Source organism: Shewanella sp. SP2S2-4 (genome assembly GCF_031932025.1).
Taxonomy (GTDB): Bacteria; Pseudomonadota; Gammaproteobacteria; order Enterobacterales; family Shewanellaceae; genus Shewanella; species Shewanella baltica.
In genome coordinates, this window is sequence record NZ_JAUOER010000011.1 from 81,045 (window position 1) to 105,379 (window position 24,335).

Annotated in this window: 26 protein-coding genes; 25 read left to right on the forward strand and 1 reads right to left on the reverse strand. The window is 48.3% G+C overall.

From position 1 onward, the window contains the following. Positions 1-125 precede the first annotated feature (125 nt). The 22 genes from Q4Q54_RS10930 to Q4Q54_RS11030 all read left to right on the forward strand — a co-directional run bounded on the left by Q4Q54_RS10930 (position 126) and on the right by Q4Q54_RS11030 (position 16,046). On the forward strand, positions 126-875 hold the full coding sequence (locus Q4Q54_RS10930; protein WP_311988445.1) for a helix-turn-helix domain-containing protein: 750 nt from the start codon (positions 126-128) through the stop codon (positions 873-875). Beyond that, positions 872-1,558, forward strand: a complete 687-nt coding sequence (locus tag Q4Q54_RS10935; protein WP_311988446.1) for a replication protein P — start codon at positions 872-874, stop codon at positions 1,556-1,558. Before Q4Q54_RS10930 ends, Q4Q54_RS10935 begins: the two co-directional genes overlap by 4 nt. Beyond that, complete coding sequence (locus tag Q4Q54_RS10940) at positions 1,548-2,804, forward strand: tyrosine-type recombinase/integrase (RefSeq protein WP_311988447.1); 1,257 nt, start codon at positions 1,548-1,550, stop codon at positions 2,802-2,804. The genes Q4Q54_RS10935 and Q4Q54_RS10940 overlap by 11 nt, the downstream gene beginning before the upstream one ends. A 55-nt stretch (positions 2,805-2,859) precedes the next feature. Then, positions 2,860-3,078, forward strand: a complete 219-nt coding sequence (locus tag Q4Q54_RS10945; RefSeq protein ID WP_115335513.1) for a helix-turn-helix transcriptional regulator — start codon at positions 2,860-2,862, stop codon at positions 3,076-3,078. After that, positions 3,065-3,442, forward strand: coding sequence for a hypothetical protein (locus tag Q4Q54_RS10950; protein WP_259576817.1), 378 nt, complete (start codon positions 3,065-3,067; stop codon positions 3,440-3,442). The genes Q4Q54_RS10945 and Q4Q54_RS10950 overlap by 14 nt, the downstream gene beginning before the upstream one ends. Before the next feature lie 8 nt (positions 3,443-3,450). Further along, a complete protein-coding gene (gene orn / locus Q4Q54_RS10955) occupies positions 3,451-4,065 on the forward strand; it encodes an oligoribonuclease (protein ID WP_311988448.1) in 615 nt (204 codons plus the stop codon). A gap of 311 nt (positions 4,066-4,376) precedes the next feature. Continuing rightward, positions 4,377-4,871 (forward strand): hypothetical protein, encoded by a 495-nt coding sequence (locus Q4Q54_RS10960; protein WP_311988449.1) that lies wholly within the window; start codon positions 4,377-4,379, stop codon positions 4,869-4,871. Positions 4,872-5,103: 232 nt separating this feature from the next. Then, the gene (locus Q4Q54_RS10965; protein WP_311988450.1) at positions 5,104-5,463 is read left to right on the forward strand and encodes a DUF4406 domain-containing protein; all 360 of its coding nucleotides are present in this window, start codon (positions 5,104-5,106) and stop codon (positions 5,461-5,463) included. Positions 5,464-5,808: 345 nt separating this feature from the next. Then, positions 5,809-6,342: a lysozyme gene (locus Q4Q54_RS10970; protein ID WP_311988451.1), complete on the forward strand. Its 534-nt coding sequence runs from the start codon at positions 5,809-5,811 to the stop codon at positions 6,340-6,342. Then, entirely contained in the window at positions 6,323-6,826 is a 504-nt protein-coding gene (locus Q4Q54_RS10975; protein WP_115335510.1) for a hypothetical protein, read from the forward strand. Before Q4Q54_RS10970 ends, Q4Q54_RS10975 begins: the two co-directional genes overlap by 20 nt. After that, positions 6,711-6,956 carry a hypothetical protein gene (locus Q4Q54_RS21655; protein ID WP_409438289.1) on the forward strand — a complete coding sequence of 82 codons (246 nt, stop codon included), beginning with the start codon at positions 6,711-6,713 and terminating at the stop codon, positions 6,954-6,956. Before Q4Q54_RS10975 ends, Q4Q54_RS21655 begins: the two co-directional genes overlap by 116 nt. After that, the gene (locus tag Q4Q54_RS10980) at positions 6,937-7,272 is read left to right on the forward strand and encodes an HP1 family phage holin (protein WP_012586805.1); all 336 of its coding nucleotides are present in this window, start codon (positions 6,937-6,939) and stop codon (positions 7,270-7,272) included. Before Q4Q54_RS21655 ends, Q4Q54_RS10980 begins: the two co-directional genes overlap by 20 nt. Next, a complete protein-coding gene (locus Q4Q54_RS10985) occupies positions 7,226-7,759 on the forward strand; it encodes a terminase small subunit (RefSeq protein ID WP_012088279.1) in 534 nt (177 codons plus the stop codon). Before Q4Q54_RS10980 ends, Q4Q54_RS10985 begins: the two co-directional genes overlap by 47 nt. Then, entirely contained in the window at positions 7,734-9,731 is a 1,998-nt protein-coding gene (locus Q4Q54_RS10990) for a terminase gpA endonuclease subunit (RefSeq protein WP_311988452.1), read from the forward strand. The genes Q4Q54_RS10985 and Q4Q54_RS10990 overlap by 26 nt, the downstream gene beginning before the upstream one ends. A gap of 29 nt (positions 9,732-9,760) precedes the next feature. Beyond that, the gene (locus tag Q4Q54_RS10995; protein WP_012088281.1) at positions 9,761-9,967 is read left to right on the forward strand and encodes a hypothetical protein; all 207 of its coding nucleotides are present in this window, start codon (positions 9,761-9,763) and stop codon (positions 9,965-9,967) included. Positions 9,968-10,016: 49 nt separating this feature from the next. Next, positions 10,017-11,591, forward strand: a complete 1,575-nt coding sequence (locus tag Q4Q54_RS11000; protein WP_311988453.1) for a phage portal protein — start codon at positions 10,017-10,019, stop codon at positions 11,589-11,591. Continuing rightward, positions 11,500-13,569: a ClpP-like prohead protease/major capsid protein fusion protein gene (locus Q4Q54_RS11005; RefSeq protein ID WP_409438287.1), complete on the forward strand. Its 2,070-nt coding sequence runs from the start codon at positions 11,500-11,502 to the stop codon at positions 13,567-13,569. The genes Q4Q54_RS11000 and Q4Q54_RS11005 overlap by 92 nt, the downstream gene beginning before the upstream one ends. A gap of 80 nt (positions 13,570-13,649) precedes the next feature. Further along, positions 13,650-13,973, forward strand: coding sequence for a DUF2190 family protein (locus Q4Q54_RS11010; protein WP_012196684.1), 324 nt, complete (start codon positions 13,650-13,652; stop codon positions 13,971-13,973). Beyond that, complete coding sequence (locus Q4Q54_RS11015) at positions 13,966-14,310, forward strand: hypothetical protein (RefSeq protein WP_311988454.1); 345 nt, start codon at positions 13,966-13,968, stop codon at positions 14,308-14,310. Before Q4Q54_RS11010 ends, Q4Q54_RS11015 begins: the two co-directional genes overlap by 8 nt. A 3-nt stretch (positions 14,311-14,313) precedes the next feature. Further along, positions 14,314-14,871 (forward strand): hypothetical protein, encoded by a 558-nt coding sequence (locus Q4Q54_RS11020; RefSeq protein ID WP_311988455.1) that lies wholly within the window; start codon positions 14,314-14,316, stop codon positions 14,869-14,871. Between the two features lie 33 nt (positions 14,872-14,904). Then, positions 14,905-15,330 (forward strand): hypothetical protein, encoded by a 426-nt coding sequence (locus Q4Q54_RS11025; RefSeq protein WP_012088287.1) that lies wholly within the window; start codon positions 14,905-14,907, stop codon positions 15,328-15,330. Then, on the forward strand, positions 15,327-16,046 hold the full coding sequence (locus Q4Q54_RS11030; protein ID WP_106649474.1) for a hypothetical protein: 720 nt from the start codon (positions 15,327-15,329) through the stop codon (positions 16,044-16,046). Before Q4Q54_RS11025 ends, Q4Q54_RS11030 begins: the two co-directional genes overlap by 4 nt. A 91-nt stretch (positions 16,047-16,137) precedes the next feature. Here Q4Q54_RS11030 and Q4Q54_RS11035 read toward each other — a convergent pair whose 3' ends face one another. Beyond that, the gene (locus Q4Q54_RS11035) at positions 16,138-16,722 is read right to left on the reverse strand and encodes a Rha family transcriptional regulator (protein WP_311988456.1); all 585 of its coding nucleotides are present in this window, start codon (positions 16,720-16,722) and stop codon (positions 16,138-16,140) included. Positions 16,723-17,198: 476 nt separating this feature from the next. Between Q4Q54_RS11035 and Q4Q54_RS11040 the strand changes: the two genes are divergently transcribed. The 3 genes from Q4Q54_RS11040 to Q4Q54_RS11050 are packed head-to-tail and all read left to right on the forward strand — an operon-like array spanning position 17,199 to position 24,335. Continuing rightward, positions 17,199-21,479, forward strand: a complete 4,281-nt coding sequence (locus Q4Q54_RS11040) for a phage tail tape measure protein (protein ID WP_311988457.1) — start codon at positions 17,199-17,201, stop codon at positions 21,477-21,479. A 38-nt stretch (positions 21,480-21,517) separates the two neighbouring features. Continuing rightward, complete coding sequence (locus tag Q4Q54_RS11045; RefSeq protein WP_311988458.1) at positions 21,518-21,889, forward strand: hypothetical protein; 372 nt, start codon at positions 21,518-21,520, stop codon at positions 21,887-21,889. A 7-nt stretch (positions 21,890-21,896) separates the two neighbouring features. Continuing rightward, positions 21,897-24,335, forward strand: coding sequence for a hypothetical protein (locus Q4Q54_RS11050; RefSeq protein ID WP_311988459.1), 2,439 nt, complete (start codon positions 21,897-21,899; stop codon positions 24,333-24,335).

The following is a 24,335-nucleotide window of genomic DNA, read 5'->3' on the forward strand; positions in this document are numbered from 1 at the left end:
AGAAAGCCCGCTAAAGTTTGGCGACTGAGCGCGGGCTTAATACCTAAGAGAGGCGATTACATGTTACGTATACATGATGATTTCGTCAATTTTGTGCTGGCTGTCGCGCAGTTAGGCGGTGGCTTATGAGCATGGAATTGATGGTTAAAGCGATGAAGGCCAAGGTGGGTAATCCACTGCGTAAGCTGGTGTTGATTAAGCTGGCCGACAACGCGAACGATAATGGTGAGTGTTGGCCGAGCCATCAGCATATTGCTGACCAGTGCGAGATTGGTCATAGCACAGTGAGAAAGCATATTGCGGCCTTGGTTGATATGGGTTTTGTGACGATTAAAAATCGTAAGGGACCTAAGGGAAATTTAACCAATATTTACACGATTTCAATCTGCTACGAGGTAGCACCCCCTGTGCTAGCAGATAGCACCGAAGGGGTGCCACCAGATAGCATAGGTATGCCACCAGATAGCACCCCCCCTGTGCCACCAGATAGCACCGGAATCTATCACTCTTTTGAACCTATCAAGGAATCTTTAAAAGATAGTTGTCCAGCTACGAGTGCTAAGTCGGTTTTCAATGCGTTTTTTAAAGCCTACCCAGCCCATCGCAAAGGCGGGTCGGATTCGGCTGCGTGGAAAGCGTGGAAGGCCGAAAAGCTGACCGACGCCGATTGCGTGTTGGCGGTGACGTGGTTGAAGGAGGCTGCGGCGCTGGATGCAAGTTGGGGCTTTAGTGCGAACGGCCAGTTTGTGTTGGGTATTACCAAGTTTATCCGCGAACGCCATTGGCTAACGCCGTTGCCAAGACCGATAGCAACTGCCGTTGGGCAAGTGGATTGGCGCCATGCGGTGTACGACCCAGAGGACCCTTTGATATGACTGCCAAGCAAAATACGAGCATGAAATCACTGCAAACCTTGATGCGCCAGCCGCTGGTTGGGCAGAGCGAACGGGTGACGCAACCCGAGCCGACGGCAATGGACATGGCGATTGTGGACAGCGTGTTTAGCAAGTTGCGGGTGTTGTTTCCGGTGAGTGCGCCACGGCCGGAGGACGAAGCGACCCACAAAGGCGAGTGGCTTAAAACCTTGGCGGCGCAGGGGATTGCGAGCCGCGAGCAAGTGCAAGCGGGGCTGAATCGCGCCAGACGCGAGCAGGGCGATAGGCAGTTTTGGCCGACACCGCGCCAGTTTGCGCTGTGGTGCCAACCTACGGCCTGTGATTTGGGGCTGCCCAAGTCACAGGCGGCGTTTAAGGAGGCAACGCGCCATTACCATCACCCTGACAAGCATACGTGGAGCCATGATGTGGTGCGCTTAGCGGTGCGTGAAACAGGCAGTTGGATGTTTGCGACTGGGCTCGAAAAGGACGTGTTGATGACGTTTGAGCGCAATTACAAAGTGTTATGCAGGCGCTTTAGCCGTGGCGAGTTGACCGATGTTGAGTTGCCAAAGGCATTACCTGAAACGGTGACGCGGCCCACTGAGGCGGCAAAGGCAAAATCGATTATTGCCAATTTACGGGCAAACCTAGGGCTTAAGGGGGCAAACGATGGCTGCTAGCGGGGTTGAGGTGGGTAAGTTGAACGATGCTGCGCTGCGCCGTTGGTTACGTGGCGGTTTGACGCGGGATTTTAGGGACCCGCAGTTTCCTGAGCTGCGTTTACGGGCAACGGCTGATAGGTCTAAGGCGAGTGTGCATTTGGTGATCAATGAGGGCGATAAAACGGTTTGGAAGAAGCAAGGCGTGTGGCCGAGCATGTGCATTAAGACGTTTTTAGCGGATTTACCTGTGATGCTGGCTAAGCGCAGTGCGGGCGCGGATGTGTTGCGCGGTGAGTTTGCGACTGTGACTGATTTGCTGTTGTGGTATGGGGATTATTTGGATGGTAATACGACGTTAAGCCCGAGCTGGCGTGATAACTGTAGGTCGATTATGCGTAAGCAGTTGTTGCCTAAGTTGGGGGATGTGGCCTTGGCTGAGTTGTCGTTTTTGGTGGTCGATAGTGCGTTGGTGAAGCTGATGCTGAATGAGGGATATGCGCCGCATTATATTCGTTTGAGTGTGAATGTGCTTAAGCGGGCGTTGAGTTTGGCGGCGGATTTTAGGTTGTTATTGCTTAATCCTCTGATGGGGTATCGAGTGACGATGAGTTTAACCTTATCACCTAAGCCTGATACGCGCTTGATGGAGTCGGACTTAGGGCCGTTGTTTGTGGCTTTGCGTGATGCATTTATGCCGGTGGCGATGTTGTTTATGTTGATGCTGATGTTTGGCACGCGCATTGGTGAAACCCGCTTGGCACGATGGGAGCATTTTGCGGGTGAGTTTTGGTTTATTCCTGCGGCGAACGCGAAGAACCGCCAAGAACACCGGCTACCGTTAACGCCTACGGCTAAGGCGTTGATCCAGCATTATTTGCAGTGGCAGCTTAAAAATGTGGGTAAGCGGGCGTTTTTGTTTGCGGGTGATGTTGGCGCTATTAGTCAGCGTACTGCGCATTATTGGAGTGAGACGATTCGGTTTAAGGAGTTTACCTCGCATGATTTGCGCAAGCTTTGCCGGACGATTATTCAAGACATGGGCGTGGATACTATGGTGGGTGAGCGGTTGCTTAATCATGCCTTGCCTGTGCTTTTGCGTACCTATGTTCATTCGACTTTGAATAAGGGCATGTTGAGTGCGCTTGATGCGTATCACGCGCATTTAATTTCGCTCGGTTTTAGTGAGGTTGCGCCCGAGATAATCCCTAGATCGTCTGAGAATGTTGGGAGCACTCAAACCCTTGGTGCGAGTGGGTGGCTGTGATGATCGTTGCATCAGCCTTACAAGAGTATGCAATGGCACAAATTAAGGTGGTTTTATGAGCAATCGGTCAGCAATCATTCTAAAAACTGGGCGTGGTATTCGGGGCTTTAGTCAGCATGAAGTGGCTGAGATTTACGGAGTTGATCGACGTACTTATCAGCGATGGGAGAGCGGCAAAAGCAATGTTCCTTCTAACCATTTTCTTGCCATCTTGGATGATGTATTTCATTTATCGATTGAGCAGATCACGGAGGTAGCGAATGAGGCCATCTAATTTAAGAGTGACATTGGTTGCTGATGGGCGTGATGACTTGGTCAACATGAAAGCCCTTCGTGCTGGGCTCAATGCCTGGGGGCGTTATTGGGCGTTCCAAGAACTCGGTAAAGGTTTCACTAATCGCAGTGCTTGCGATAAGTTAGGCGAGGTGCAGGTTTATGGTGGTGCGTTGGTTAGGGAGTTGAGCGTTCCTAAGCATGTGGTCCAGTTCGATAGGATGATTGAGCGGTTATCGCCAAATTGTATTCGGGCGATTCGCACCTGCTACGTGTGCAAAGGCCAGTGGGCATTGATGGGGTTCGACAGTAAGAAGTCGTATGTGTATTGGTTGAGAAGAGCAGAGATTCAATTAGCAAAGTGAGGTGGGTGATGGAGCAATTCTTTTTGTTTGGTGATTTAGAAACGGGTGGACTGAACGGCCGCTTAGACAATGGGATGCTGGGTATGGAGTATTACCCTATCTTTGAGCTGGCCTTTATCGTGACTGATAGTGAGTTAAACCAAGTGGGTGAAGCGCTGCACGTTGTTGTGCATCAAGACGATGAACACATTGCAAGGTCACATGAGTGGGCGATAGATGTGCATACCAAGAGTGGGTTGTTAGCTGCTGTTCGTGCCTCATCAGTATCGTTAGCACATGCTGAGCAGATGGTACTCGAACACCTGAAAGCACTGGGAATACCTAAGCATGACCGTAAAGCTAAGACTGGCGTGGTGTTTGCGGGTAACTCAATCATGCTTGATCGTTCGTTTATCATGTGCCAAATGCCTGAGCTTCATGAGTACATGCATTACAGGCAGCTAGACATATCAGCACTAGGACTAGCAGCTAGAGCTTGGGCGCCAGAGGTTGAGCGTAATGCGATTAAGGCTAAGCAGTATCAGCATGAAGCCTTAGCTGATATTCGGGAGTCGATAGCGGAACTTAAGTACTATCGCGACGAGTTGTTTGGTTGTGAAATATCATCTTTGTCAATAGGTTAGGCGCGGCTTGTTCAAATGAGAATGGCTATCATCAGAGCTAGATGCGACCTATTATCATCACGGGTCCTTCCGGCTGCCTTCACTGCGGGGGCAGTGACGCGCAATGCTTCACTACATATGAGAATTTTGGGGAGGTTGGTTGTTGTTTTATGCTTTTAAAATTTTCTACTTTTTGAACCTCAAAATTCGACAACTAACTATCTGATAGCCCTTGAAAAATACTTGTGTGTTAACCAATTGTTGCTATCATCTGAACTTGATAATTACCACAACTTTAGATCTTTTTTGATCGTTAACTTCAAGGAATGAAAATGTCCCGATCTTACCCTCTACTTTTAGCCCTTCTTTTATCTAATGTAGTGCATGCAAAAACTGAAATTACCCAGGTTGAAACTAAAGCAGGGCTTTTTGTTATTGAAACTGTTCTAGAAGATGATAGCCCTATATATGGTCAGCAAACTTACATGGTTGATGGTGTGGTTTTGGGTAAAACAATGCTCATGGGAGTAACTGCGGAATTGATCGGTGGTGATGAAACATCGGCATATGTTTTGGTGACAGGTGGTACAGGTGGCAGTTCTTGCGCTGAAGTATTATCTGTGGTGAAGATTACTGGTGGTGATGGAAAGTTCTCAAAAGCTCTTAATGCATGTGGTGGTGTACTTAGTACCAGCTCTAAAGACGGTATAACTTCAATCGAGGTTCTCGAACGAGATGATAAAACAAAAACCACCTATCAAGTGATTGACTCAAAGGTGATTGAAAATGGCGAGGTACAATCTAACAGTTTCTCATTTTTGGATTAAGTCACTTAAGTGATAAGTAAAACGATAAATCCTCTGTGATTAAGTTTTCACGTATCACATATTTACAAATTCCGAAACGGCACTTTTGTCGCTTTATGCGGCACATTTGCCGCTTTCAAGGCCCTTAAAATCGAGTACATTTGTATACGCTTGCTAAGGTTACATTTATTCAGTCGCACGTTATTTGTCTGCCAAGGGCTCCTTTTAGGGGCCCTTTTTATTTGGTGTTTTTATGGCTCGTGTCTCTTTGCGTAAAAAGGTTTATATCGCTGGCCCTATGTCTGGGTTGATTGATTGCAATCGCCCTGAGTTTCATTTGGCTGCCGATATTCAACGGGCGCTTGGGCATATAGTGTTAAATCCGGCGACGCTGCCTGATGGTTTAACGCAGGCCGAATACATGTCGATTTGTTTGCCGATGTTGATGTGTTGCGAGCGAATCTATTTGCTAGACAACTGGGCTAGTTCTGACGGTGCCAAAGCTGAGTATGCGTTAGCTAAAAAACTGAGCTTAGAGATTGTCTTTCAAGAGGGGATTGATCATGAAGTAGCGCTGATTGGTTTGCGTGGTAATGGCGAGGACCATTACTAAGCCGCCTGATTTCTCACAGGTGTAACCGCAAAAGAGAGTTCGCATTGCAACGCAGTCAGCGAAAGGTGGCCGATCTTGAAAAGATAACGGCATGACGCAGTTCGGGTTCGCGCCCCGTTAGTGCATCAGTAGCGCCAAAGTATTTCTGTGTAGACCAACCCCAGCTGAACAAAAGCGGCCGCTGCAATGGTGGCCGTGGTGGGTATGTGTTGCCGTGGTGTTTGACATGATCGCTATGGACGTTGAAAGACACTAAAAACATCCTCTGTTAGAGGCGGCTTACCTCACCGTTGATCTAACCGTTGGCCGCGCTAAGGCTAACCTCATTTTAAAGGAGACTGACCTATGTCATTAAAGCAAAAGCTCGTGGCACTGGGGCTTTCTTCTGCTGTCGCGCTGGCTGGGGCTAATTTGATAGCTCCCACCGAAGCGCCGAATGGCGAGCCCGTTCTGCACACCTATCTTGATCCGGTGGAAGTTATCACTGCCTGCTTTGGCCACACTGACCCCGAGCTTGAGATCAACCAGTTTTTTAGCGAGCAGCAATGCATTGAAATGTTCGCCAAGGATTTAGGCAAAGCCGATCGGCAGCTGCGGCGGCTAACGTATCCGGTGCAACTTACCGAAGGTGAGCACGCTGCTTATCTCAGTCTGATTTATAACTTTGGCGCGGGTAACTTTCAAACCTCCACCTTGCGCAAGCTGTTACTGCGCGGCGAACGGGTGGCCGCTTGTCACCAGCTCACCGAGGCATGCGGTAAACACGGCTGTAATGGTTTTGTCTATGCCGCTGATATCAAGTTGCCTGGCTTAGTCGAACGCCGCAAAAAAGAACGTAAAATCTGCTTAAAGGATTTATATGTGGAACAAAATCATTAATGCCACTGGCTCGCTGCACCTGTATTTAATCGCAGCGCTCATCATAGTGATAACGCTACTTGGCCTTAGCCTTACCGCTGTTAAAGCTGATCTCGCGTTAAAAAACTCGCAGATTGAAACGGCCGCCGTTAACCAGCGAATGCTGCAAGATGATCTCACGGTTGTTACCGATGAACTGCAAGCGCAGGCCAAAGAACGTGACAGGCTCGCTAAGGATTACGCCTTTGCCTTAGCGCTCAATGAACAAACCGCTAAAGCCAAGGCCGAGATTGATCGCCAGCTTGCTGATCAGCGAGAAGCCATTAAAAAACTAAGGACCTCAGCCAATGAACAAACCCGAAGTTGGGCTAATACTGCTGTGCCTGATGATGTTAAGCGGCTGCTCAAACACGCCGCCTATTGCGCGCACCGTAGTCACCAAGCAGACCCAATATGTGTTACCGCCGCAATCATTAATGAGCCAGTGCCTGCCAGCCGAATGTAGTTCAGATGCTAATGCCGATCTGCCCGATTGCATCATTCAACTCTTAGCCGTGATCGCCAAGTGTGATACCGATTGGCAGAAACTCGAAACATGGCGAATGGAAAAACAGCATGAACAATCCATACATTAATGATGTGACCACTCAAAAATCGCTGACTTTTAGCGCTTATGTATCGTCGCTCATGAGCACAATTGGAGGTGCGTTTACGTTGAATGAAATCGCCATTTTGCTCGGGATATTCTTCGCGCTCGTCACCCTATTAGCCAACGTTTTTTATCAGGAGTTGCGCCGCCGCCGTGAGCAACGTCAAACAGATAAGGACGAACTACGCGCCCAAGAGTTACACCGAGCGGAGATGCAGCTGAAAGCAGCACTGTTAAAACAGGTAGATGAACACCATGGCACGCATTCAACCATCACCACCCGAGCCTGTTCTACTGAGTAAAACCGACCTATGCAAAAGCCTTGAGATCAGCACCCAAGCGTTTGATAAGTGGGACGTGCCAGTGCACAGCAAGCTCGGTCGCGTGTGTTTATACAAAATGGCCGATGTGGTGGGTAACAGACTTGCCAACGAGCGTAAAAAAACCATCACTAAACCCGATGAAGATGATCCCGATAAGCCAGATATGGACTACGAACGCTGGCGCTTAATCCGAGCCCAAGCAGTTGGGCAGGAGATTAAAAACGAAAAAGACCTCAAAGAAGTGGTCGAAGTTAATTTTGCTACCTTTGTGCTAAATCGCATTGCTGCGCAAATTGCCCCAGTGCTCGATCAAATACATATACGGGTAAAACGCAAATTCCCCGACATTCCAGAACGCACAATCGACGCTATCAAAGCGGAGGTGATTAAAAGCCAAAACACCGCCGCCGATCTTGCGGAGGGCATTGAGGGTTTATTAGATGAGTATATCGGCCGCGCAGATTAAAAATCTGAAAGCCGCCGTTGCTGCTGGGCTGCGTTCGTTCTATCGCCCACCCATGCTCACCTGTTCTGAATATGCCGACCAGCACTTTTACATGTCGTCGGAGTCCTCTTACACCGAGGGTAAGTGGGAAAGTTTACCGTTTCAAATTGGCATTCTTAATGCCATGGGTAACGACCAAATCAGCACGCTTAACTTAATGAAGTCAGCGCGTGTCGGTTACACCAAAATGCTGATGGCTAACGCTGCTTACAAGATTGAACACAAAAAGCGCAACGTGTTGATCTATCAACCTCGTGATGGTCAAGCCAAAACCTTCATGAAAAAGCACGTTGAAACGGCGATTCGTGACATCCCAGTTTGGCGCGCGCTTGCACCTTGGATGGGTCGCAAACATAAAGACAGCACGCTAGAAGATAAAATATTCACCAATGGCAAAACGCTGATGGTGCGCGGCGGTACTGCTGCAGCGAACTATCGAGAAATCTCCACCGATGATGTGATCTACGATGAGTTAGCGGGTTTTGATGAATCCATCGAGCACGAAGGTAACGCAACCTCGCTCGGTGATACTCGTATCGAACTGTCGATGTTTCCTAAGTCGATCCGCGGTTCAACGCCTAAAGTGCTCGGTACCTGCCAGATTGAAAAAGCCTGCAGCGAATCACCGCACTATTTTAGGTTCAACTTGCCTTGCCCACACTGCTTTGAGCTACAGGATTTAAAGTGGGGCGGCCCTGAAGAACCCTTTGGGATTAAGTGGCATAAAAACGCCAAGGGTGAGCACGACCCAAGCACAGCCTATTATCTGTGCGAGCACTGTGGTTGCTGCATCGAAAACAATCAGCTCGACGATATGGAGCTGCACCCAAGCGCGATTTGGATATGCGAAAACACCGGCATCCGCACTAAAGACTTTTTAGACTTTTATGATGCCGACGGAAACGACATCACCACGCCGCCCAATATCTCGATTCATATCTGGTCGGCCTATAACTCGCTTAACAGCTGGGCGAAATTGGTTACTGAGTTCTTTAAAGCCAAAGGCGATAAAGAAAAGCTGCAAACCTTCGTCAACACTAAGCTAGGCCAACCGTGGGATAACGACAACGGCGAACGCTTAGAGTGGGAAGAATTAGCGAAGCGCCGCGAAATGTACCCGAGTGGCAAAGTGCCTAATTGGGTAGTGTATTTAACGGCAGGTATCGACACCCAAGATAACCGTTACGAAGGCCGTGTTTGGGGTTGGGGCGCAGGTAAAGAGGCGGCGCTAATTGACCGCTTTATTCTCCATGGTGATCCCGCAGATCAAGTTCTTAAAGACAAAGTGGCTGAGCGTATTGCGCAAAGCTATGCCCGTGCCGATGGTGTTGTGCTCAATATTGGCGTAGTGGGTTGGGACTCAGGCGGCCACTATACCGATGACGTTTACGCCATGAGTAAAAAGCTTGGACTAATGCGGGTTATACCCATTAGAGGTGCCAACGTTTACGGCAAGCCGATCGCCAACTTCCCCCGTAAGCGAACCGCCAAAGGCGTGTACTTAACGGAGGTCGGTACCGACAACGCCAAAGAGTTGTTGATGTCGATGTTGCGGATTGCCCCTGATGTGGATGTGCGCAAACCTGGTGCGATTCACTTTCCGCTCAACGAAGCGGTATGTGATGACGTTGAGCTGCAACAGCTCACCAGCGAACGCAAGGTGCCGGTGCGCCAAAACGGGCGGATCATCTATAAATGGGACAACCAAAAGCGCCGCAACGAGGCGTTAGATTGTTTCGTTTACGCCTTGGCCGCGCTGTATATCGCGATAGAAAAATTCGGCATCAATCTCGACAAGCTTTCACAAGTTACCCCGATCGCCATATCAAGCGACCAACCCAAAGAACCAAAACCCAAAGCCGTAAAACAGGCCAATGCAAATGCTGCTTACCTAAACGGTGGCGGTGGTGGCAGTTCTGGCGGTTGGCTGTAGTTAATGCCAATAAAGCCAAGGATAACAGCATGACCAAAACCCAATGCCAAGAGATGATCGATGCGTACTTTAAGGCCGAGCTTGATGTGTTGGCAGGTAAGCAAACCACGATTAACGGCAAAACCATGACCACAGAGGACCTAGGCGAAATTCGCAAAGGTCGGCTTGAGTGGGAGCGCCGTTTAAATGCCTTTAGCCGTCCACAGGGCGGCGTCAAGTTAGCCAGCTTTAACTAATCAAGCCGCATGAATAGGGCACTTTTAAAAATATAAGTCGGAGCAACACATGAGCATTATCAATGATGCGCTGGCGATATTTGCCCCGCGTTTAGCATTACAGCGTGAAGCGGCCGCAATGAGCTACCGCAACCTGAAAGGGTATGAAGCCGCCAGCCCAAGCCGTACTCATCGCGCTAAAAAGGAAAGTCGCGGCGCTAACCAAGCGGTATTTGCAGCAGGTAAAAGCCTGCGTGAGCAAGCGCGCTGGTTAGACGAAAATCATGATCTCAGCATTGGCATTCTCGACCGCATGGAAGAACGGGTGATCGGTGCCCAAGGGATTGTGGTCGAACCGCAGCCGCGCAGTATTAGCGGTGAAATCCTTGATGACTTAGCCAACGATATTCAACGCCGTTTCGGTGCATGGTCGCTTAAGTGTGACGTTACTGGCCGCTTTAGTCGCCCTGAATTAGAACGCTTGGTGTTACGTAGCGCCCTGCGTGATGGTGATGTGTTCGGCCAGCATGTGATGGGTAAAGTGGCTAAGTTCGGCCACCCAAATGAGCAAGGCACTCAATACAGTATTGAAGCCTTAGAAGCAGACTTTATCCCCTACGAGTTAAACGAACCAGCAAAGCGGGTACGGCAAGGGCTTGAGGTGAACGGCTGGGGCCAAGTAGTTAACTATCACGTATTGCTCGATCACCCAGCGGATCAGGTTGGCTTTCGCTACAAAACCAAAGTGATACCAGCATCGAGCATGATGCACTTAGGCTTATTTAAACGTTTGCACCAGCTGCGTGGCGCTTCGTTATTCCACGGCATTTTAACCCGCCTTGGCGATATTAAAGACTATGAGGAATCTGAGCGAGTAGCGGCTCGGATTGCGGCCGCGCTGGCGTTCTACATCAAGCGCGGCGATGCCGCCATGTTTGTTCCTGACTCAAGTGGTGAATCGTCAAGCCGCGAAATTCCCATTGCACCTGGCATGACCTTCGATGATCTCAAGCCCGGTGAAGATGTTGGCATGATTGAATCCAATCGGCCTAATGTGCACTTAGTTGATTTTCGTAACGGCCAATTAAAAGCCGCCGCAGCCGGTACCCGTGGCAGCTATTCCAGCATTGCCCGTGACTATAACGGCAGTTATTCAAGCCAGCGCCAAGAGCTGGTTGAGCAAGACGAATCCAACCGCATTATGCAGCAGTGGTTTTGTGCTGGCTGGTCGCGGCCTGTATTCCGCAATTTTCTCAAAATGGAAATGCACAACAAGCAGGACCCATTAGTGCTACCGCCTGATCTCGACATGCGCACCTTATTTGATGCCGTGTACTACGGGCCCACCATGCCATGGATTGACCCACGCAAAGAGGCCGAAGGCTGGGAAATGATGATCGCTGCCAATGTCGCAACCGAAGCCGATTGGACTCGCGCCCGTGGCCGTAATCCTGCAGAAGTAAAACGCCAGCGTAAGCGTGAGGTGGATTACAACCGCGAAAACAACATGGTCACGGCCAATGACCCCGACCCCTCGCTAGGAGATCCTAACAGTGAAAAAGACCCCAATAGCATCAGTAATGCTAAGCGCAATGCTGCCAAGCGGAGCACTGAGCGTGCCCGTCGCAACGCTGAACCAGAGTAATAAACCCGCCAATAGCTGGTATAGCCTCAAAGCCCAAAACGGTAATGCCGAGTTAATGATCTATGACGAGATTGGCGGCTGGGGCATTAGTGCGCAACAGTTCGCCCGTGATCTACAGGCCCTAGGCAAAGTGGGTACCATTACCGCCCGTATTCATTCGCCAGGCGGCGATGTATTCGAAGGTATGGCGATTTACAACATGATCAAAGGCCATCCAGCGCACAAAGTTTGCTACATCGATGGCCTTGCTGCTTCGATGGCCAGTGTGATTGCCATGGCTTTTGATGAAGTCATCATGCCTGAAAACGCCATGATGATGGTGCATAAGCCTTGGGGCGGAACTCTCGGTGATGCCGAAGATATGCGCAAATACGCCGACTTGCTCGATAAGGTTGAAGGCAATTTAGTGGGCGCCTACCAACATAAAACAGGCTTGTCAGAAGATGAACTCCACGCCCTGTTAGCGGCTGAAACTTGGCTAACTGGGCGCGAAGCAGTGGAAAAAGGTTTTGCCAACACCCTCACCGATCCGCTGCAAATGGCGGCATCACTAAATTCAAAACGTCTTAAGGATTTTACTAATATGCCTGAAGCTCTCAAAAACCTGTTTGCACCGCAGGGTAACAGTGCTCCCAACCCACTCGTGCCAGCACCAGCAGCACCTAATGCTCAGTTGCCTGCGCCAGCAGCAACACAACCTGATACCTCTGCTATTCAAGCGGCTGCGATTGCGTTTAATACTGAGCGTATGAACGGTATCAATGCGGCATTTACTTTCTTTCCTGAGTTAGCAGAGTTACGTAATCAGTGTATTGCCGATGCCAACATCAATGCTGATAAAGCCAAAGACATGATCTTGGCAAAGTTGGGTGAGAACACTACGCCGTGCGCCGTGCAGCCTAAAAGTGTCATTATTCATGCCAGCAACGGTAACATCGTGGGTGATTCAATTCGTGCTCAGTTAATGGCGCGTTCCGGCCATACAAAAGCTGAAGCTAGCAACAACTATTCGAGCTACTCTATGCTTGAGTTGGCACGCGCCTCACTGTTGGATCGCGGCATTGGTTGCGCTGGATTTAACAAAATGGAGATGGTCGGCTTAGCCTTTACCCACAGCTCAAGCGACTTTGGCAATATCCTGTTAGATGTAGCTAATAAATCAGTGTTAATGGGCTGGGAAACCGCCGAAGAAACCTTCGAGCGTTGGACCAAAAAAGGTCAACTAGGCAACTTTAATATCGCTAAACGTATCGGCCTTGGTGACTTTAATAGCCTGCGCCAAGTACGTGAAGGTGCGGAATACAAGTACGTCACCGTTGGCGACCATGCGCAACAAATCGCGCTGGCTACCTATGGCGAGTTGTTCAGCATTACCCGTCAGGCCATTATCAACGACGATATGAGTATGTTGACTGATATCCCAATGAAAATGGGCTTTGCCGCTAAAGGCACCATTGGCGATTTGGTATATGCGGTATTAACCAAAAATCCCGCAATGGCTGATGGCAAAACGCTGTTCCATAATGAACACGGCAACTTAGGTTCTGGAGCGCCAAGTGTGGCGGCCCTCGATGCTAATCGCATGTTAATGCGTAAGCAAAAATCGGGTAATCGCCACCTGAATATTCGCCCTGAGTTTGTACTGTGCCCTGTAGCGCTTGAAACCACGTTTAACCAGATCATTAAGTCCAGTTCTGTTAAAGGTGCCGATGTGAATTCAGGTATTGCTAACCCAATCCAAAACTTTGCCGAAGTGATTGCTGAGCCTCGTTTAGATGATAACAGCGCGGTGCAGTGGTTCCTTTCTGCGGGTCAAGGCCGCGACACCATTGAGGTGGCTTACCTTGATGGCATCGACACGCCTTACATTGAGCAGCAACAAGGCTTCACTATCGACGGCGTAGCCACCAAGGTGCGTATCGATGCGGGTGTGGCGCCGCTTGATTACCGTGGTTTGGTGAAATCAACTGGCGTGTAAGCAGCGCTAAACCGACATAAATGGGCTATCAAACGATAGCCCTTTTTTATTCAGTTTTGTTTTTAAGCAGGAACACTCTCATGAAAAATTATGTACAAGATGGCAAGACCATCAGCTTTACGCCCACCGCCGCGGTTGCCAGTGGTGAAGCGGTATTACTGGCCACATTGTTAGTTGTGGCGATTGGCGCCATTGCCGCCGATACCGAAGGTACAGGTGTAACTGAAGGCGTGTTTGAACTCCCTAAAAAATCCACAGATGTGCTCGCAGTTGGCGCAGCCGTGTATTGGGACGACACCGCTAATGAAATCACATCACTCGCCACGGGCAATACCTTAGCTGGCAAAGTATGGGCTGCTGCGGCAAATCCATCAACGTCGGTCTGGGTGAAGATCAATGCCTAACGTTGGCAACCACTTTGCCGATCGCGTGCGGGGTAAAATGGTGCGGCTGTTTCAGCGTTTGGCTGATCCGTGCCTTTTTACCCCAAGCGATGGCTCCGCGCCATTTACTCGCCTGGTGAGTTTGGATGATAACGGCGCTGAAATTGCGGCCTCGTCTAATGAATATGTCCCCGAGCTAATCAGTCGTGCCGAGTTTTTACAATCCGAAGGGACGGTAAATTCTGGTGATGAGTTTGCGATAGGTGAGGGCATTAGCGCCCAGCAAGGACGCCTCACCCAACGGGTAAGCATGGATTCGGTCAGCGTGACCTTTATCTATATTCCGCTTGAGGCCTAGCCAATGGCACGCATAAAGATTGAAGGCATGGAGGCGGTAACAAAGGAACTTAACCGCATTCGTGATGCACAAGCGCCAGCGATTAAACGGGCGATTGAGGACTCGGTAAAGTTTGGTGAAAAAGCGGCAGTCGATGCGATCTTTGCCCGTTATGGTTTCCGTTCCCGCAGTTACATTGAGCAGCATCTGTCTGTCAGTTTTGACCCACGCAGTTTAAAAGGGTTTATCACCGCTCGTTATCGTGCCAGCACATTAACCCGTTTTGCCAGAGCGTTAACCCGCACCGGAAAGAACGGCGGCTCTCGGCCTGACGGTCACATGATCAGTGCGCTACGAAATCAACCTACATGGTTTAAAGGCACCTTTACCTTGATTGGTCGCAATGGCAATCAAATCATGTTCCAACGCCACAAAGGTGATAACAGTTGGCGAAAGCTTAAAGGACAAAAAGCGATGTACGGCCCTTCAGTGGCAGGCAGTTTTAGCAAGATCCGCGACGATATTGAGCCGCCGATTATTGCTCATCTGCGAAATAAATATGGCCAGTACGCTAATCGTTAATGCCTAAAGGATAAATACCGAAAGGACAGCCCCATGATCCAAGCAATTTTAGACCGCCTTGCGCTGGTTGACGGCGCCACTGTGCGCGAAGGTTTTTATGTGCAATCAGTCGCATCTGAAAAGAAGTTTATCTTTTTGCAGCCATTCACTGATGAAGCTCGTTCGGTAAATGGTCGCGATAATTACCGTGATGATTTGGTGCTGCAAGTGGTAGCGGGTATCAATCTAACCAAGTCAACCAACCCGACAGCCGATCTCATTAACTTGGTTCGCGCCATTCGGAGTACGTTCTATAAAGATGAACGTAATACCGAAAAACCCAGTTGGTTGCCCTCTGTGATCAGCTTTAAAGAGTCTGAGCCCTGCAAGTACATCATGCCCGAAGCCCATGAAAAACATGGCCTAGCGGTTATCACCCTATCCCTTGTTAATACCGTTAAATTTGGAGACTCACTATGAGTGAAATAGTAACCGAAAGTTACATCGGCTCAGCGATCGTCTATATCGATGGCCGTGACTGTGGCAACGTGAGCGGCGTAAAGCTCGCTATCGAACAAGAAACTAAATCCTTGCCCAACTACCGTGGTGGCGGTGGTTATGCCGATGAAGTAACGTTGATTAAATCCGTAAAATTAAGTGCGACCTTTTACGATTTTAACAACGAGAACTTAGCGCTAGCTATGCGCGGTAAGATTGATGTATTAACTGCAACACCCGTCGCAGATGAAGAAATTATCGCTGTGCTCGATGGCTTAGCGCAAACCGCAAAAATGATTGATACCAGTATCGCCCCTGTTGTTAAAAATGAAGCGGGTGATGTGACTTATGTACTTGATGAAGATTATGTTGTCAGTGCCGCAGGTATCCGCGCGTTATCGACTGGCGCCATTACAGCAGGCCAAACATTAACCATTGGCTACACCAGCCAAGCGGGTAATGCGTTGCAGGCATTAACGGAATCAGGCAAAACGGTCAGTGTGGTTGTTGACGGTATTAACGACTCAACCGGTAAACCGTGGATGCTGAAGTTTTATAAGTGGAAGCCCACACCCACATCAGGCTTAGACTTGATCGGTACCGATTACGGTAGCTTCGATATTGAAGGTGCTGTACTCGCTGACAGCTCAATCGTTGCCACGGGTAAGTCTAAGTTCTTCGTCCGTAGCGCAGCATAACCTGTCTCAAACAAAAGGCTCACAGCATTTATTCAATACTGTGAGCCTTTTTGCTAGGTTAAAAATCAAAGCAATAACAACGCTTTGCTTTTTAACTTAACCGTGCTTGCTCGCGGCCAATACGCGCGATACAGGCGATTTGTTGGTTAGCGGCTTCGCTAATTTCGATTAACTGCTCAAGGGATAAAAAGCGTGGTTCGCGGATATAGTTGACCAGCTTATCGCGCCGAGTGACAAACTGATCATCATCGATGGGCTGCGAGCTGACAATTTTACCGCCTTCCCATGTAAATAACATGCGTTGACGTTCAAACGGGCTTTGGGTGCGGGAGAGGCGGGCTTGGGCTTCGTTAAAGGCATTAATGAAGTTGATCTTCAGTTCGGCGGCTTTGGCACCCGTAAATCCCATGACTAAAAACATAAAACCATCTTTGGTCATTTGGTAACACTTTAAATCGCGCTGACTGGTTCCAACCTGTTGATTTTGCACGTTAGCTCGAAAATGAGCTGACGTAAAATCACTGGGAGCCTCAACAAGGATTTCTTCAATTTTACGCAAAACATTTTTATGCATTTTGCCAAAATAATCGGCAACGATCAGCGAGCTAGTAATGGTTTGCTGGCCGTTAATGAATACCAGTTGTGTGGGGGTGTTTTTAGACTGTTGTAGGTTCATGGGTGTCACTCCTAGATATCGTGAGTAATCATCACCAAATGGTACGAATCATTGGGTGATGAGCTGAGCAAGGTTCGTACTACCGCATCTAGGAAGCGGCCAGCCAAATGGCTGCCTCACCCAGCTCACCATAGAAGTGGTGCGCCGAGTCACGCAATAAAAAACCAGCACGATAGGCTGGCGACAATTGCGCCTAGATACAGCGGGGTACGAATCCCGGCATTGGATTTTGCCAATGCCGAAATAGTATCGCCCCGCTAAGGCGCGTTTGTCAATTTTACTTATCAGTTAACTGATTTAAAGCGGTGGGCTGAACAAGGTTGACCTTACCGCGTCACAGGAAGCGGCCACCATTATGTGCCTTATCCAACCCACCTAGTCCCTGAGTTTACAAACTAATTGGTTGTGGTCGAGACATTTCGATCACAGCCGTTTTCGTGCGCGTGTGTTTTATTTTTACGATATGAGGATAATAAATGAGCTTTAAAGACCAAGAAGTGAATTTAATTATTCAAGGCAAAGATCTGTTTTCTGCAGAGGCCAAAAAATCTGAGCAAGCGTTGCAGGAGTTGGGGCGCGAAAGCGAAAAGCTCAATGAGCAACTTGATGATTTAAAGCGCCAGCAAGAGGCTATTAAGGCGATAGACTCGCTTACTGAGTCTATCAATAAAGGCGAACGCGCCTATGTTGATAACGCCCAAGCGCTCGATAAGTTAAAGCAAGAGCAGAAGCAGGCTAATACTGAGGCAAAAAACCTTGAGAAATCGCAGCAAGATGCGGCTGCCTCAACGGCTAAGCTTGAAACTGAATACAGCCAAACTGCGGCGCAGTTGGCTAGCTATGATAGCCAACTTGCCTCCGCTCGCGCCGAAGTTGAGCGTTTAACTACGACTCAAAATAAAGGTGCACAGGCCAGCCAAGCACAAGCAAAGGCATTATCCGCGGCTAAAACCGATTTGCAGCAGCTTGAAGCGGCGCAAAAAAATACCGCCACCAGTGCGACCAAGTTGGCAAACGAGCTTGAGCAAGAACGTAGCGAATTAACGCGCTTAGGTACCGAAGTTGAAAAGGCTGGCCGTAATAAAGCCGAATATGCGCTCAAGGTTAAAAGCGCGCGGACTGAGTTAAATCAACTCGGCTCTAGTCTTGGTCGCAATAAAGCGGAGTTAGACAAACAACAAACCGTGCTCAATAAAGCCGGCATTGATATGGGTAAGCTTGCAGATGCCAGCCAAGAATTAAAAACCAAACAAGCTGGCGCAGAAGCCGCGCTTAAAGGGGTTAACGATAAATTAGCGCAGCACGATAGGTTATTGGTTGAGTCTAAAAACTCGGCCAAGGTCGCCAACGCGCAAACTGACCTCACCACCAAGGCGGTGAGCACGCTGGCTAAGGCTTATGCGGTATTGCTGTCGGCACAGCAGGCGGTGCAAGCGGTAAAAAGTGGCGTTGAAAACTACGGTGAGTTAGAAGCCGCTATTACTAAGGTTGAAAAAACCACCAACCTTGCCCGTGATACTGTGGTGAAAATGGCAGATGAGCTTAAAAACCTCAGCGAAAACGTCACCCCTACCAGCACGAATGAGCTGCTGCGCATGGCGGAAGTGGCGGGCCAGTTAGGCACTAAATCGACTGAAGATATTCTTAGCTTGGTGGCTGCGGCTGATGCGTTGGGGTTATCAACCAACTTAGCCGGCGATGAAGCGGCAACCATGCTGGCCAGAATTTTAGGGATGACTCAAGAAGGTATCCCTGAGATCCATAATTTATCCTCGGCTGTGGTAGCGCTTGGTAACGACTTTGCGATTACCGAAGCTGATATTGTGCAGATGACCAAGGAGATTGTTTCTGGTACCCGTGAAATTAACTTGGGTTCTGCTGCGGCTGCGGCGTTTGGTACTACGCTGGCAGAGTTAGGCCAACCAGCTGAACGTTCGCGAACGGCTATGCAACGCCTTGGCGCTGAGATTAACGAAGCGAGCAAAAAAGGCGGCGATTCACTTGAGCGATTAACTAAGATTACCGGGCTAACTGCTAAGCAGATTGAGCAAGATCTCGGTGATGCGCCTGAAAAGGTATTGGTTAAATTCCTTGAGGGCTTACAAAAGGTTAAGGCCGAAGGCGGATTAGTCTCTGATGCCCTTAAATCGATGGGCATTGATGGCACTGAGGCGACAGGCGTTCTCAGTGTATTAGCGGATGGTACAGATCGTCTAAAAGTTGCATTAGAGCTAAGTAATAAAGCCTATGCTGCTGGCGATTACCATATGAAGGAAGCGATTAAAGCTTATGCTGATCAAGAGTCTGCAATCGGCCGCTTACAAAACAAATTCCACGGTTTAACGAGTGAAATCGGCCAAGCATTCTCAGATGAAACTGATGCTGCTATTCGTGCCGCTGGCGCTGCTTTGGATGCAGTTGATCGGGAAGTGATAAAGCTTTTAGAACACTTACCAGAAATTGGGAAAGGCTTTGTTGAATTACTGGGTGACGTCAATAACTTTATTGCAGGCACCAGTAATAGCTTTGAAACGCTAGACTTAACAATGGGAATCTTTGCAAATGGTTTAAATGCTATTGGCGTAAGCGTTAATAGTATGACCCTAGAGTTAAGCAAACTAGATACTACCCAGAAAACTATCTTGGCTATTGCCAGTAAAATAATGGGTATTGAATATGTCACTGCAAAACAGGTCGAAGATAGCAAGCTACGTAGCAAAGAGATTCAAGAATCAATTACCCGTGATTTAGATGATATTACTAATCAAACTAAGCGGATGAAAGGGGAGTCATCCATTGCTTACGAGGGGTTAATTAAAACAGCTGTTAAATATCGTGGCTCAATTGACCAACTATCAATCGCCCAGCGCAATCAGTTAAACGATATCTTATTGTCGGGGAAATATAATGGTGACCTTGAAAAAACCTATCGTGAATTAACGGCTACATTAGTTCGTGCGAACCGCGAAACTGAAATCGAGGCTGAATTTAAAAATAAAGCTGCAGATGCAAGTAAGAAAAAAGCAGAAGAAGATAAGAAGGCTGCCGAAGCCGCCGATGCGCTTGCTGCTAGTCAGGGGGCTATAAATGATTCAACTAAGGCTTATGCACAAGCACTTAAAGATATTGAAGCTAAGCAAGCTACCCTAAACAGTTTATATGAACAGGGTAAATTGAGTGCTGATGATTTAGTTACAGCTTCAGCTAATCTGCATCAAACTATCAAAGCTTACAACGTCGAGGTGGATAACAGTAATGTTAAAGCCGTCACTCAAACGGAATTAACGTCGGCATTTATCACTAAGCATAAAGAGCTCCAAGCGCAGTACGAAAAGGGTTTGCTGACCGAAAAAGAACTCAATATTTCACTGCAAGAGTTAGCGGCATCACATACTAAAGCCGTTGAGCAGTCGAATAAATCCATTGCCGCGACAGGGTTGTTGTCTGATGCACAGCTAGACTTGCAAGAAAAAATATTAAGGACCGAGAAAGAGGTTCGTGATCTTGAAGCGGCTTTAAAAGATGACAGTAAGGCCTCGGCTGAACTCACCCTTATAAAAGCTAAGTTGGCAAAGGAAGAAGCCAACCTTGCTGATCTGAAGCGCGAGTCTGTTGAGCTATCCAAGATAGAGAACGCGACCTATGTTGAACTGTTGATATTGCAGCGTGACTATGAAGCGCAGCTTGAAGCATTGGATCGAAATTTCAGGGCGGGTTTATTAACTAAGCAAGAGTACGATGCTCAATCACAAATACTCAAAGGGACGTTGAGTGAAGTCAATAAAGTGGTGGGTGAAAGCAGTAAAAAGACTGATGAAAATACCGAGGCAACGAAGGAAAACACTAAGGCCACTAAGGATAATACTGCCGCTGGTATTGAAAATGCTAAAGTTATCGCGGAACAATTAAGTACGATTGATGACTTTAGGGGAAGTGCTGCCGCCACGCGTGATGTGATTGTTTCGCTGAATACCGAATACGATTACTCAAATGCCACTATCCAAGCAATGACCGAAAGGTTAGCGCAATTGGATAATCAAATCGCGGGTGCTGACCAAAAACGCGAAAGGCGTGAAATCAATAATGCCATTCGGATGCGTGATTGGGTCACTCAAATCGAGAGTGGATCACTCAGCTTGCAAGAGCTAGGTGAACTTGCTGATCTCGCTAATAACTCTGTTGTAAGGCTTTCTGATAATCAGCTTGTTCCGCTCAACAAAGCGATCGATGAAGCCCGTTCACGCTTTAGAGAATTGGCTGATGAAATTAATAAAACCACAATGGATATTCAAGACCGGCTCGATACCGCTTTGGGCAACCAGAAGGATATTGCTGAGCGTAAGTTTGCTAGTGAGCTAAAGGAAGTGAACGATTTAATCACCACAGCTCAAGCATACGGTGACAGTCAGCTCATCAATAAACTGCAAAAAAGTCTTAGTGATCTTAAGCAGGCACAAGACTTAGAACGTAAGGCCCTGCAGGCTCAGCAAGCAACCGATAAGCAAAGCGCTGCCGAGGCGAAGAAGCAAGCCGAAGCCAGTGCTACGACTGCTAAGGCAGCGGCTCAAACTCAAGCAACCGCTACCGTTAACACGCAAGCCAATACCCAAACCAGCACGCAATCTGTGGCTAACACTTCAGATATGCAAGTGCTGCAACTGCAGGTTGGCAATAGCACTTTTAACGCCCAAATGAAGCGCAGCCTCGTCACTGAATTGATGAACGAGATCAAACGCCTGCAATCTGTTGGCGGTTAGCCAATCCTGTTATTCGCCTCAATTAATCAAAGGTCCCTATGACAACCATCGATAGCATCGATATCGCGGTGGATTTGCTGTGGCTAAACCGCGACAACACGCCCCGCGTTGCGGCCAATATGAAGCGCGCCTTAAACGGCGCGCCATTGGTGCAGCAAACAATTATCCCAGCCGGTATTGCCATGGAGTTAGGCACCAAATCGGGATGGATGCTGCGCACTGAGTTTGAACAACTAAAAGCCCATGCCACTACCACATTAGCGGCCTTCACGTTGGCCTATGAAGGCACCAGTTATAACGTGGTTTGGGATAACACTGCAGGCTCACCCATAACGGGTGAGGATTTATTTGACGAAGTTGGCGGGTTTGAAAAGCTCACTAACGTGGTTCTTAAGTTTCTGACTTTATAGGCTATCTATGGCAATCTCTCGCGCTGATTTAAAAGTATTCAAACCAGAGCAATTGGGCTCAAGCGATGATGCGGGTGGACAACGTACCAAGCTGGCGGTTGAGTCTGGCAAACTTAACGAACTGTTTCGCGCCATTTCAGACATAGATCACGCGCAATCAGCGGTTGATATTGTGAAGTGTTACCCTGCACTCGATACCCCTGATACATCGATTTTGCTCGATGGTCATGTGTTCATTAGCCAAAAGCCAACCGATGACCTAGTCAGTTTATTGATCGCAGAGGCCGCCACATTAGGCGATGCTGACCGCATGACCGATATGGTTGAGATTCTAGAATCATCCGTTCGTGCTGGCCAGTTGATCCGTAATCGACTGATTGGCTTTCTTGAAGGGCAAGACACCTTTCCTAAGTCGTATCTGCAATCTAGTTATCTATTTAATGGGACTGAGTATTGGTCGAACGTCACATTACTGCAGGGACAAACCGTTGTTATTTCTGTTGAGTACCCTGGTGCCGAAAGTGCTCTTTATCCACGGTTTGAGCATTTCTGCCAAATTCAAGAAACGGTCACTGGCGGTGCCACAGGCATAGTGAAGTTTAAGCCTGCCATTCCGTTTATCACACCTAATTACGATATAACAATCAACGGTGAGTCAGGCTGTACCAAGTTGCGTTACACCAGTGATAACGATGGCATTAAATATCATGGCGTAACCAAACTTACTGCGGCCTCAACAACCAACACTTTGGCTGTTGAATCGACTCAAACTGAATTGCTACCAAAAGTAAAAACGGTTAATCCACTGACAGGTAAAAGTATTGTTGAGAGTGGTAATGGTGATGTGCCCAGTACCGTTATCAAAAACAATGTTTCACAGCCTTATATTTACGGTCAATTTACCTATATTTTTGAAGTGCCTGATATTTTAAATAATGACTTTGTTAATGAGGTTTTGGGTTTTAAGCCAAGAATAACGGCGGCAAATTTTTCCTATTGGAATTTAAGCGTCACAGGCACAACTATCACAGCCAATACTACTTCTAGCTTACCAGGTGTCGATACGCTGACAATTGAATACATCTCCGCCGCAAAATATGGCTTGTATAGCAGCGCCGCCGCATTCCCTGATTTTAAAAAGATATCACTCGGTACCACTAAAATGGTGCTGACATTTTTAAATACTGCCCATGGTAGTGTCGGCATGACAGAAACATCTAGCGGCAACTTTGTCAGCGGTGGTGTGCGTTTGGCACAGCTTGATTACCATACTGGCGCAGTCACTAAGTTCCTTGATGCCCGTGGTGACTTCACTGTGCATTATGACTGTTTGATTGAGGAATCGACTTCCTCAGCCAATACCGTCAGCTTTGCGTTAGCCACCGACAGCCCAATTTATGACACCTTTTATGTCACCATTAGCAACGCTGCAGGTGACACCCTGTTATCGGGCTCAAGTGACAGCGCAGGCGTGATCACCGGCTTAGGTATTAGCGGCAATATCACGGATGCAAATGTGCAGTTAACCTTTGCACAAGCCGTGGACTTAACCACGCTGCGCTATGACATTAGTGAGACTGTCACACTTTCACCACCACCCGAGTTATACGGCCTTAACCCATTGCGGATTAAGAACGGCGGTGTGGTGAATGCATTCACCGCATGGAACACGATTTCGGTGCAACAGACTGAAATACAGGTATTGAGCAGCCCAGCGCCAGCCCAAACCTATAACGCTCGCGCCAATGCACGCTTTGTTGATATTACCGATGCTGAGGGTAAATCACTTTGGACGCTGGCCAATACCCATTACACATGGGTTAAGGCGACAGGTGTTGTCACTCTCAATAGCGATTTTACTGGCTTTACCGCGCCATTCATTCTCACCGATACCATTGGCGAAATTGCGCTAGTAACAGACGTACAAGAGCAAGCCTTAATCCTTGCGTCCCCTCTGAGTCAAAGCTATCCCATTGGTGCCAATGTATCGAGTGTGCAAAATTTTGGAGACTTACAGGCCCGTATCGGCACTGTGCGGGATATGACGGCATGGGCTAACAATTGGGATCTCGATGGTTCACCCGCAACAGGCAACATGAATACTGTCGATTTTCCCATCGAGGTCCGTAACGACACTGCAGTAAATGAGGACTGGGTATTGATCTTCACCAGTGCAACCGCATTCCGTTGTGTTGGTCGCCGCCTAGGTCAAATTGCGACGGGCGACACGCTTAATGACTTTGCACCTGTCAACCCGCTAACCCTGCAGCCTTACTTCATTATTCGTTCTGGCGCATTTGGTGGTGGCTGGCAAGCAGGCGAGGCCATTCGTTTTATGAGTTACGCCGCGAGTAAACCCGTCATGTTATTGCGCACAGTGCAAAGCGGTCACAGTCAAATCACTACAGACCGCGCCGTGCTCGCGTTCCGTGGCAATGAATCTTAA

Coding starts and splice junctions, on each gene's coding strand:
- Q4Q54_RS11040 (WP_311988457.1), top strand. CDS start 17,199: ATGAGCTTTAAAGACCAAGAAGTGAATTTAATTATTCAAGGCAAAGAT.
- Q4Q54_RS11000 (WP_311988453.1), top strand. CDS start 10,017: ATGAGCATTATCAATGATGCGCTGGCGATATTTGCCCCGCGTTTAGCA.
- Q4Q54_RS10935 (WP_311988446.1), top strand. CDS start 872: ATGACTGCCAAGCAAAATACGAGCATGAAATCACTGCAAACCTTGATG.
- Q4Q54_RS11050 (WP_311988459.1), top strand. CDS start 21,897: ATGGCAATCTCTCGCGCTGATTTAAAAGTATTCAAACCAGAGCAATTG.
- Q4Q54_RS10980 (WP_012586805.1), top strand. CDS start 6,937: ATGAACAATCCATACATTAATGATGTGACCACTCAAAAATCGCTGACT.
- Q4Q54_RS11020 (WP_311988455.1), top strand. CDS start 14,314: ATGGCACGCATAAAGATTGAAGGCATGGAGGCGGTAACAAAGGAACTT.
- Q4Q54_RS11010 (WP_012196684.1), top strand. CDS start 13,650: ATGAAAAATTATGTACAAGATGGCAAGACCATCAGCTTTACGCCCACC.
- orn (WP_311988448.1), top strand. CDS start 3,451: ATGGAGCAATTCTTTTTGTTTGGTGATTTAGAAACGGGTGGACTGAAC.
- Q4Q54_RS10960 (WP_311988449.1), top strand. CDS start 4,377: ATGTCCCGATCTTACCCTCTACTTTTAGCCCTTCTTTTATCTAATGTA.
- Q4Q54_RS10930 (WP_311988445.1), top strand. CDS start 126: ATGAGCATGGAATTGATGGTTAAAGCGATGAAGGCCAAGGTGGGTAAT.
- Q4Q54_RS21655 (WP_409438289.1), top strand. CDS start 6,711: ATGTTAAGCGGCTGCTCAAACACGCCGCCTATTGCGCGCACCGTAGTC.
- Q4Q54_RS11025 (WP_012088287.1), top strand. CDS start 14,905: ATGATCCAAGCAATTTTAGACCGCCTTGCGCTGGTTGACGGCGCCACT.
- Q4Q54_RS10965 (WP_311988450.1), top strand. CDS start 5,104: ATGGCTCGTGTCTCTTTGCGTAAAAAGGTTTATATCGCTGGCCCTATG.
- Q4Q54_RS11045 (WP_311988458.1), top strand. CDS start 21,518: ATGACAACCATCGATAGCATCGATATCGCGGTGGATTTGCTGTGGCTA.
- Q4Q54_RS10940 (WP_311988447.1), top strand. CDS start 1,548: ATGGCTGCTAGCGGGGTTGAGGTGGGTAAGTTGAACGATGCTGCGCTG.
- Q4Q54_RS10985 (WP_012088279.1), top strand. CDS start 7,226: ATGGCACGCATTCAACCATCACCACCCGAGCCTGTTCTACTGAGTAAA.
- Q4Q54_RS10975 (WP_115335510.1), top strand. CDS start 6,323: ATGTGGAACAAAATCATTAATGCCACTGGCTCGCTGCACCTGTATTTA.
- Q4Q54_RS11015 (WP_311988454.1), top strand. CDS start 13,966: ATGCCTAACGTTGGCAACCACTTTGCCGATCGCGTGCGGGGTAAAATG.
- Q4Q54_RS10995 (WP_012088281.1), top strand. CDS start 9,761: ATGACCAAAACCCAATGCCAAGAGATGATCGATGCGTACTTTAAGGCC.
- Q4Q54_RS11035 (WP_311988456.1), bottom strand. CDS start 16,722: ATGAACCTACAACAGTCTAAAAACACCCCCACACAACTGGTATTCATT.
- Q4Q54_RS10990 (WP_311988452.1), top strand. CDS start 7,734: ATGAGTATATCGGCCGCGCAGATTAAAAATCTGAAAGCCGCCGTTGCT.
- Q4Q54_RS10970 (WP_311988451.1), top strand. CDS start 5,809: ATGTCATTAAAGCAAAAGCTCGTGGCACTGGGGCTTTCTTCTGCTGTC.
- Q4Q54_RS10945 (WP_115335513.1), top strand. CDS start 2,860: ATGAGCAATCGGTCAGCAATCATTCTAAAAACTGGGCGTGGTATTCGG.
- Q4Q54_RS10950 (WP_259576817.1), top strand. CDS start 3,065: ATGAGGCCATCTAATTTAAGAGTGACATTGGTTGCTGATGGGCGTGAT.
- Q4Q54_RS11030 (WP_106649474.1), top strand. CDS start 15,327: ATGAGTGAAATAGTAACCGAAAGTTACATCGGCTCAGCGATCGTCTAT.